A 7,065-nucleotide genomic window follows, 5' to 3' on the forward strand; every position below is an offset into this window, starting at 1 on the left:
CGGGACACCCGAACCTCAGGCTAGCGCGCCCGGGCTGACGGGGACCTCGCGCAGGCTTCACGGGGCTCAACCCTGCGTTCATGCAGCCCCCGCCCCCCGGCACATCAACCCCGCCGCGCCCGCGCCCCCCTCGCCAGCGCGCCCAGGGCCGTCAGCGCCGCCTCCAGGGTGGTGTCGCGGCCCTCGTTGCTGAGAACCCCGATGTCGGTGGGGGCAGAGACGTCGGGCGTGATGAAGGCGGGCAGGGGCTGGTCCCGGTCGCTGTAGGCCCGCAACACGGTCACGGCGAGCACCCCGCCGTCGGGCATGGGCTGGAAGACCACGCCGCTGTTGCCCACCCCGCGCGTCTTCTCACCCACCACGATGGCCCCGGCCTGCCGCGCGTAGTGGGTGAAGACCTCCGCGCACGAGGCCGTGTTCGGCCCGACGAGGACGGCGAGCGGCCCCGGCCACAGATTCCAGTCGGGCCTCGCTGCGCGGGCGAGGAAGGGCAGCACCTCCTCGCCGCGCAGGCCGCCGTAGGTGTAGGAGCCGCCCTGCCAGCGGGTCTTGTACAGCACCGGCCCGAAGGTGCTCGCGGCGGCCACGCACTCGCCCAGGGCGCCGCCGCCGTTGTACCGCACGTCCACGACGACGGCCCGCGCGCCGCGCGCCTGCGCCTCGGCGAGGCGGGCCAGGAAGAGTTCGGAGGAGTCCAAGGACAGAAAGGTGGGATACTGGATCACGGCGGTCTTGCCGTCCGGCCCGGCCCAGGCGAGGGTGGGGGCGTCGCGGGCGAGCAACTTCTCGGTGGGGAGCGTGACCTCACGTTCGGCGCTCCCTGCGCGGCGCACGGTCACCCGCAGGGGCGAGCCCGCCCGCTCCAGCCGCACGAACTCGGTGGGGCCGACCGCGAGGTTCTGGTCCTCCGCGTCCTTCCCGGCGGCCTCGCCATTCACGGTCGTCAGGAGGTCGAATCTCCGCACGTCCGCCCGCGCGGCGGGGCTGTCCGGCATGACGGAGGTGACGAGCAGGCCGCCCCTGACCCGCACCACGCGCACGCCCGTGCGGTTCACGGCCCGGTTGAAGGTCACTTCTGCGATGCGCTCGGCGCCCTCGGCGTCGCGGATGTTGGTGTGGTCGTCGCCGAGTTCCTTGAAGAGGTCCCCGAGGACCGCCCGGCCCGTCGCGTAGTCGCAGGCGTCGCCCTGGGGCGCGCACTTCTCGGCGAGGACGGCGCCGTACTTCGCCCCGAGTTGCTGGCGGTCCACGGTGGACCAGCCGAAGTAGCGCGTCTGCACGGTGCGGGTGGCGGCGTCGAACAGGTCAGAAGCGGGACTCGCCCCCGCCGTGAGGGCGGTCAGGAGCGCGAGGGCACAGGCGCGGCGGCGTGTGGGCACGTTCCCAGGCTAGCGCGGCACCAGAGTGAGTAACCGTGGCGCAGGGTGGGGGTCACCGCCCCTCCCCCTCAGCCCCCGGTGTGGACGGGTCTCTGACCCTCGCCCCCGATGTGCGTGACCAGCGTGCCGACCCCCTCGACCTCGACCTCGACCGTATCGCCCCTTTGCAGCGGGCCGACGCCCTCGGGTGTGCCGGTGAGCACCACGTCGCCGGGCTCCAGGGTGACGAAGCGGGTCACGTAGGTCAGGATCTGCACTACGTCGAAAATCATGTGGCTGGTCCGCCCGTCCTGGCGAGTTTCCCCGTTCACGCGGGTCACGACGCGCAGGTCGGTGGGGTCGAGGTCCGTCTCGATCCAGGGGCCGAGCGGGCAGAAGCGGTCGGCGGCCTTGGCGCGGAACCATTGCAGGTCGGTCTTCTGGAGGTCGCGGGCGGTGAGGTCGAGGCCGCAGGTGTAGCCCAGCACGGCGGACAGGGCCGCGTCGGGCTTGAGGTGGCGGGCCCGCTGGCCGATCACCAGGGCAAGTTCGCCCTCGAAGTGGAAATTCTGCGTCCACCCGGGATACTCCACCGTTCCGCCCGGCTCGGCGAGCGCGTTCGGCCCCTTGAGGAAGATGCCGGGCTCGGTCGGCAGGGAGTTGTCGGGGAGCAGGTTGCCCAGCTCGCGGATGTGGTCGAGGTAGTTGCGCCCCACGCACACGAGCTTGGTGGGCTCGGCGGGGGCGAGGAGCTGGGTCCCCTCCAGCGGCACCGTCTCCCCCGTCCGCTCGCCGCCCATGCCGCGCGTGAGGTGAATGGTGTCTCCCTCGACCTGGCCCCACTGTGAGGCGCCCCGACGCTCGATTCTGACCAGACGCATGGGGGGAGGATATACGCTCGGGCGGTGCCGACCCTCGCCCAACTCCGCGAACTCCAATCCATCGCCCAGGCGGGCCTGACCTACACCCGCGATCCCTACGACCGGGAACGCTTCGAGCGGCTGCTCGCCCTGACCGCCGAGCTGCTCACGGAAGGAACGGGGCAGGCGCCGGAAGAAGTCCACGGACTGCTGCGCGTCGAGAAGGGCTACCTCACCCCCAAGGTGGAGGTGCGGGCCGTGGTGCTCAACGAATCGGGCGAGGTGCTGCTGGCCCGCGAGCGCGAGGACGGGCGCTGGAGCCTGCCGGGCGGGTGGGCCGACCCCGGCGAGAGCCCGCGCCAGATGGCCGTGCGCGAGGTCCGGGAGGAGACGGGGCGCACGGTGCGGGCGGTCCGGCTGCTGAGCGTGGTGGACAAGAGCCAGCACGGGCACCCGCCGGAGCTGTGGGCGGTGTACCAGCTCAACGTGCTGTGCGAACTCACCCGCGACTCTCCTCATCCCGAGAACATCGAGACGCTGGAGAGCGGCTGGTTCGACCCCGAGAACCTCCCGCCCCTGAGTGAAAACCGCAACCTCCCGGGGCAGGTGCGCCGGGCCGTGCACCTCGCGCGGCACCCCGACCTCGGCGTGGACGTGGATTGAGGCCCCGGCAAACCCCCGCCCGGGCGCGGGGGGCTAGACTGCCGCGATGACGAGCAGCCCAGGAGCGAGTCGCCCGGTGACCGGGATGCCAGTGACGCATAGCGGAGAAGCGGACCGCCCGGCGACCAGCCTCCTCCCCCCAGGCTTTATCCGCGCCCAGGACGTGCTGGACGAGAAGTTCAGCCCCGAGCAGGCCAGGGGGCTCGACACCCGCTACGGCAACGAGGAATTGCTCTTCGGCCTGAACCTCCTCGGGCTCGCGGGGCCCTACTACCGGGTCAGCCCCTGGGAGCTGGAGGACGGGGACGGCGTGCGGCGGATCAACGCTTCGGGCTACGCGGCGGTCCCGTTTGGGGACATGCCCCCGGTGCTCACCTCGTTCATCCGCGAATTCACGGAGAAGAACCGGGCGCAGACCCTCCCCCAGCAGGCGAGCAGCCCGTGGCGCGCGGCCCTCCAGACGAATCTCGTGCGCCTCTTGGCCCGCGAGTTGCCCTCTCACGCCGACTCGCAGGTCTTCTTCTGCTCCAGCGGCACGGAGGCCATCGAGGGGGCGCTGAAGTTCGCCAAGGCGTGGCGGCCCAGGGGGAAGTTCTACATCTCCTTTTCGAGCGCCTACCACGGCAAGACGCTCGGGAGCCTGAGCCTGACCCCCAACCCGGAGTATCAGGACGTGTTCCGGCCCCTGATTCCGGGCGCCCTGACGAGCCCGTACGGGGACGTAAGCGCGCTCGCCACCCTGATCCGGCGGCTGGGGCCGCAGAACGTGGTCGCGGTGGTCGTCGAGCCGATCCAGGGCGAGGGTGGGGTGAACATCCCGCCGCCGGGCTTCCTCGCCGGGGTGGGCGAAGTCTGCCGCCGCCACGGCATCGTGGTCATCGCGGACGAGATTCAGACCGGGCTGGGCCGCACCGGCCACTGGTTCGAGTCGGCGGCGCAGGGGCTCGACCCCGACATCGTGACGCTCGCCAAGCCGCTCGGCGGCGGGATGACGGCGGTGGGGGCGACCATCGTGCGCCACCCCATCTACAAGAAGATGCTCGGCGGCCTGAGCAGCAAGCGGCACTCGAACACCTTCGGCGGCAACGCGCTGGCGATGGCGGTGGGGCTGCGGTCGCTCGAATACCTCGTCGAGCAGGACCTCCCCGCCCGCAGCCTGCGGCTCGGCGCCGTGGGATTGGAGCGGCTGCGGACCCTCCAGACCCGCTTTCCCCGTCTCTTCGAGGACGTGCGCGGCCAGGGGATGCTCCTCGCCATGCAGTTCAAACCGATGGTGGGCGTGCCGCTCCCCGGCGTCCTCAAGGAACTCGTCTTCGAGGCAACGGCCATCCTCGCCCTGCGGGAGATGCACCACGCCGGGGTGATGGCGAACCTCAGCCTCTCCTCCAAGCGCACGGTGCGCCTGACCCCGGCCCTCGATATCCCCGAAGACCTCTTCGTGAGGATGCTCGACCGGGTGGAGACCTTCGCGGGTCGCAACCCCGCCTCCCGCCACATCCTGACCAACACGCCGCCTGCCCTGACCGCCCGGCTGGCGAAGTTCGCCGCGAGCAAGCCGAAGAAGCGGACGGAGAGCGACGGGTAGGAGGGTGAGGAGGAATCCGTGGGAGTGAAAAACGGACACGACCCACTGACCCCTCGCCACTTCCCACTCCCTGCCGTCAGGCCAGCCCGCACCCCCGCTGCACGAGCAGATGCACCTCGTCGCGGCCCAGGCGGCGGGCCTGGAGGGGCAGCCCCGTGGGCAGGGTGCTCAGGCCGGGCACGATGGAGGCGAAGCGGAAGTCGGGTTTGGCGATCAGGTCGCGCCCGGCGGTGAAGGCGAGGACGAAGTTCACCCGCAGTTCGTAGTGGGCGTTCAGCTCGGCGCGCAGGGGCCCCGGGTCGCCGCTCAGGAAGGCGAGGAGGGCCGGGTGGGTCTCGAAGCCGTCCTCCAGATGCCCCTCGACGCGCGCCGTGTCGAGGAAGAGGGCCGCGCCGGGCAACGTGTAGCCGGTGACGCGGCGGCGGCACAGCTCGGGCGGGTCGCCGCGCGTCGGCGTGACCTCGCGCCCGGCGCGCTGCGCGGCGCCCAGGTACGACCAGAAGCGGCTCAGGCTGGAGTAGCGCGCGAGTTCCACGTACCCGGCGGGGCGCGCGGGGAGGGGACGGGTGGGCCGGAGGGTCACGTCCCCATGCTAGAGGAGGGGGGCAGAGGAGGCGCCGCCAACGCTGAACATTGGGTGAACGGCCCTTGGGTGAGCCCTCGCAGTCCCGACGATCTGGACCGGGTACAAAGAGGCATGACGACCCAGCCCAACAACCCGGCGGCCCTGCTCGGCCAGATCGACATGGACGCACTCGGGCGCCTGAGCGAGCGGGTGGACCTCCCCGCCCTGATCGGCGCGGCCTCGCGCATGAGCGACGGGCAGCTCAAGCAGCTCTCCCGGACGCTGGCGGTCGGTGACCGCAAGGCGCCCGCCCTGCCCGAGCCGAACGCCGACTTCTACGGCCAGCTCGACGAGTTGACGGACGCGCAGAAGGAGGTGCAGATGGCGGTGCGCTCGTTCATGCGGGGGACGGTCGCGCCTCTCATGAACGAGTACTGGAGCCGCGACGAATTTCCGCGGCAGATCCTCCCCGAGCTGCGGCGCCTGGGCCTGCCCCGCCTGATCTGGAACGAGGACGGCACCCGCAAGCCCGACGCGACGGTGATCGAGGGCCTGTTCACCTACGAGGCCTGCAAGGTGGACGTGTCGACCGCCGTGTTCTTCGGCGTCCACGCGGGGCTGGCGTTCGCCTCCATCGCGCTGGGCGGCTCGCCCGAGCAGAAGGCGGAGTGGCTTCCGAAGATGCTCGACCTGGAGGTCATCGGCGCCTTCGGCCTGACCGAGCCCGAGGGCGGCTCGCAGGTCAGCCAGGGGATGCACACGACCTGCCGCCGCGACGGGGACGGCTGGGTCCTGAGCGGCGAGAAGTACTGGATCGGCAACTCGACCTTCAGCGACTTCACGGTGGTCTGGGCGCGCGACGTGGACACGGAGGAGGTGCGCGGCTTCATCGTGCGGGCGGGCACGCCGGGCTACGAGGTCCGCAAGATTCAGGGCAAGATCGCCCTGCGGATCGTGGAGAACGGGCACATCACCTTGACGGAGTGCCGGGTGCCCGACTCCGACCGTCTTCAGGAGGTGCGCGGGTGGCGGACGACCGCCGAGGTGCTGCGGCTCACCCGCGCGGGCGTGGCGTGGCAGGCGGTGGGCTGCGCGGCGGGGGCGTACGAACTGGCGCTGAAGTACGCCCAGACGCGCGAGCAGTTCGGCAAGCCCATCGGCAACTTTCAGCTCATCCAAAACCACCTCGTCCACATGCTGGCCAACGTCACGACCTCGCTCTCGCTCGTCTTGCGTCTTTCCGACATGGCGGACGCGGGCACCATGCGCGACGAGCACGCGGCGCTGGCGAAGGTGATCACGGCAGCCCGCTGCCGCGAGACGGTGGCCCTGGCGCGCGAGACCTTCGGCGGCAACGGCATCCTGCTCGACAACGGGGTCGCCAAGCACTTCACCGATACCGAGGCGATCTACTCCTACGAGGGCACGAACGAGATCAACACCCTCGTGGTGGGCCGGGCCATCACGGGCTTCAGCGCGTTCGTCTGAGGGGAACTAGGGGGGAGGGCGGCGGGGTGGAGACTGCCCCGCCGCCCTCCCCCCTGGGGATGCCCCCTGCTCCCCGCCGATGTCGAGGGGAGTCCTGCTCATGAACCCCGTGTTCATCCGCAGAAGAGGTCCACCGTGAGGCGCCCGAGTTCCTCAGGGCGTGCCCCAGAGGGATGTGCCGCGTTCGTTCGGCGGGTTCCTGCGGGTCGGAGAGTTGCCCCGGGACAGCGTTGAACCGCGCACACCAGACCCGGGTCCGGTGGGGTGGGGTCACTCCCCCACGAAAACAGCCCGCCGACGGCGTGAGCTGTGAATTAAGCAACAGTCTTGCCCGGGAGGGGTGGGGAGCGTTTAGGGTAGGTCCCGAAGCCTGTCAGCCCTCCGGGGGCGGGGCGTGCCGCCGCGCAAGCCACATTCAGCGGCACCCGAAGGAGAAGCGCATGACCCTGAACACCGACCGCCTGTCGCACCGCCTGTCCTGGCCCGGCATCTTCGCCGGGCTGGTGCTCGGCTTCGTCACCACCCTGACCATCCTCGCCCTGGGCT

General features: G+C 71.0%; 6 protein-coding genes. 3 read left to right on the forward strand and 3 right to left on the reverse strand.

Translation table 11 applies throughout. The features are described from left to right. Positions 1–104: 104 nt before the first annotated feature. Both A7B18_RS04405 and A7B18_RS04410 read right to left on the reverse strand, forming a co-directional pair. The gene (locus tag A7B18_RS04405; protein WP_102125473.1) at positions 105–1,379 is read right to left on the reverse strand and encodes a S41 family peptidase; all 1,275 of its coding nucleotides are present in this window, start codon (positions 1,377–1,379) and stop codon (positions 105–107) included. A 68-nt stretch (positions 1,380–1,447) separates the two neighbouring features. Then, the gene (locus A7B18_RS04410; RefSeq protein WP_102125474.1) at positions 1,448–2,239 is read right to left on the reverse strand and encodes a fumarylacetoacetate hydrolase family protein; all 792 of its coding nucleotides are present in this window, start codon (positions 2,237–2,239) and stop codon (positions 1,448–1,450) included. Between the two features lie 24 nt (positions 2,240–2,263). Here A7B18_RS04410 and A7B18_RS04415 point away from each other — a divergent pair, with 24 nt between their 5' ends. Both A7B18_RS04415 and A7B18_RS04420 read left to right on the forward strand, forming a co-directional pair. Continuing rightward, a complete protein-coding gene (locus tag A7B18_RS04415) occupies positions 2,264–2,881 on the forward strand; it encodes an NUDIX hydrolase (protein ID WP_102125475.1) in 618 nt (205 codons plus the stop codon). 85 nt (positions 2,882–2,966) lie between these two features. Continuing rightward, a complete protein-coding gene (locus A7B18_RS04420; RefSeq protein WP_102125476.1) occupies positions 2,967–4,466 on the forward strand; it encodes a class-III pyridoxal-phosphate-dependent aminotransferase in 1,500 nt (499 codons plus the stop codon). 76 nt (positions 4,467–4,542) lie between these two features. On the opposite strand, the gene A7B18_RS04425 is transcribed toward A7B18_RS04420, so the two are convergent. After that, entirely contained in the window at positions 4,543–5,049 is a 507-nt protein-coding gene (locus A7B18_RS04425) for a hypothetical protein (protein ID WP_102125477.1), read from the reverse strand. 114 nt (positions 5,050–5,163) lie between these two features. Here A7B18_RS04425 and A7B18_RS04430 point away from each other — a divergent pair, with 114 nt between their 5' ends. After that, entirely contained in the window at positions 5,164–6,519 is a 1,356-nt protein-coding gene (locus A7B18_RS04430) for an acyl-CoA dehydrogenase family protein (RefSeq protein WP_102125478.1), read from the forward strand. Positions 6,520–7,065 lie beyond the last annotated feature (546 nt).

It is taken from the genome of Deinococcus planocerae (assembly GCF_002869765.1).
GTDB lineage: Bacteria > Deinococcota > Deinococci > Deinococcales > Deinococcaceae > Deinococcus > Deinococcus planocerae.

Excerpts from the sequence above, each read along its gene's own strand:
- A7B18_RS04420 (WP_102125476.1), top strand. The coding sequence starts at position 2,967 with ATGCCAGTGACGCATAGCGGAGAAGCGGACCGCCCGGCGACCAGCCTC.
- A7B18_RS04410 (WP_102125474.1), bottom strand. The coding sequence starts at position 2,239 with ATGCGTCTGGTCAGAATCGAGCGTCGGGGCGCCTCACAGTGGGGCCAG.
- A7B18_RS04430 (WP_102125478.1), top strand. The coding sequence starts at position 5,164 with ATGACGACCCAGCCCAACAACCCGGCGGCCCTGCTCGGCCAGATCGAC.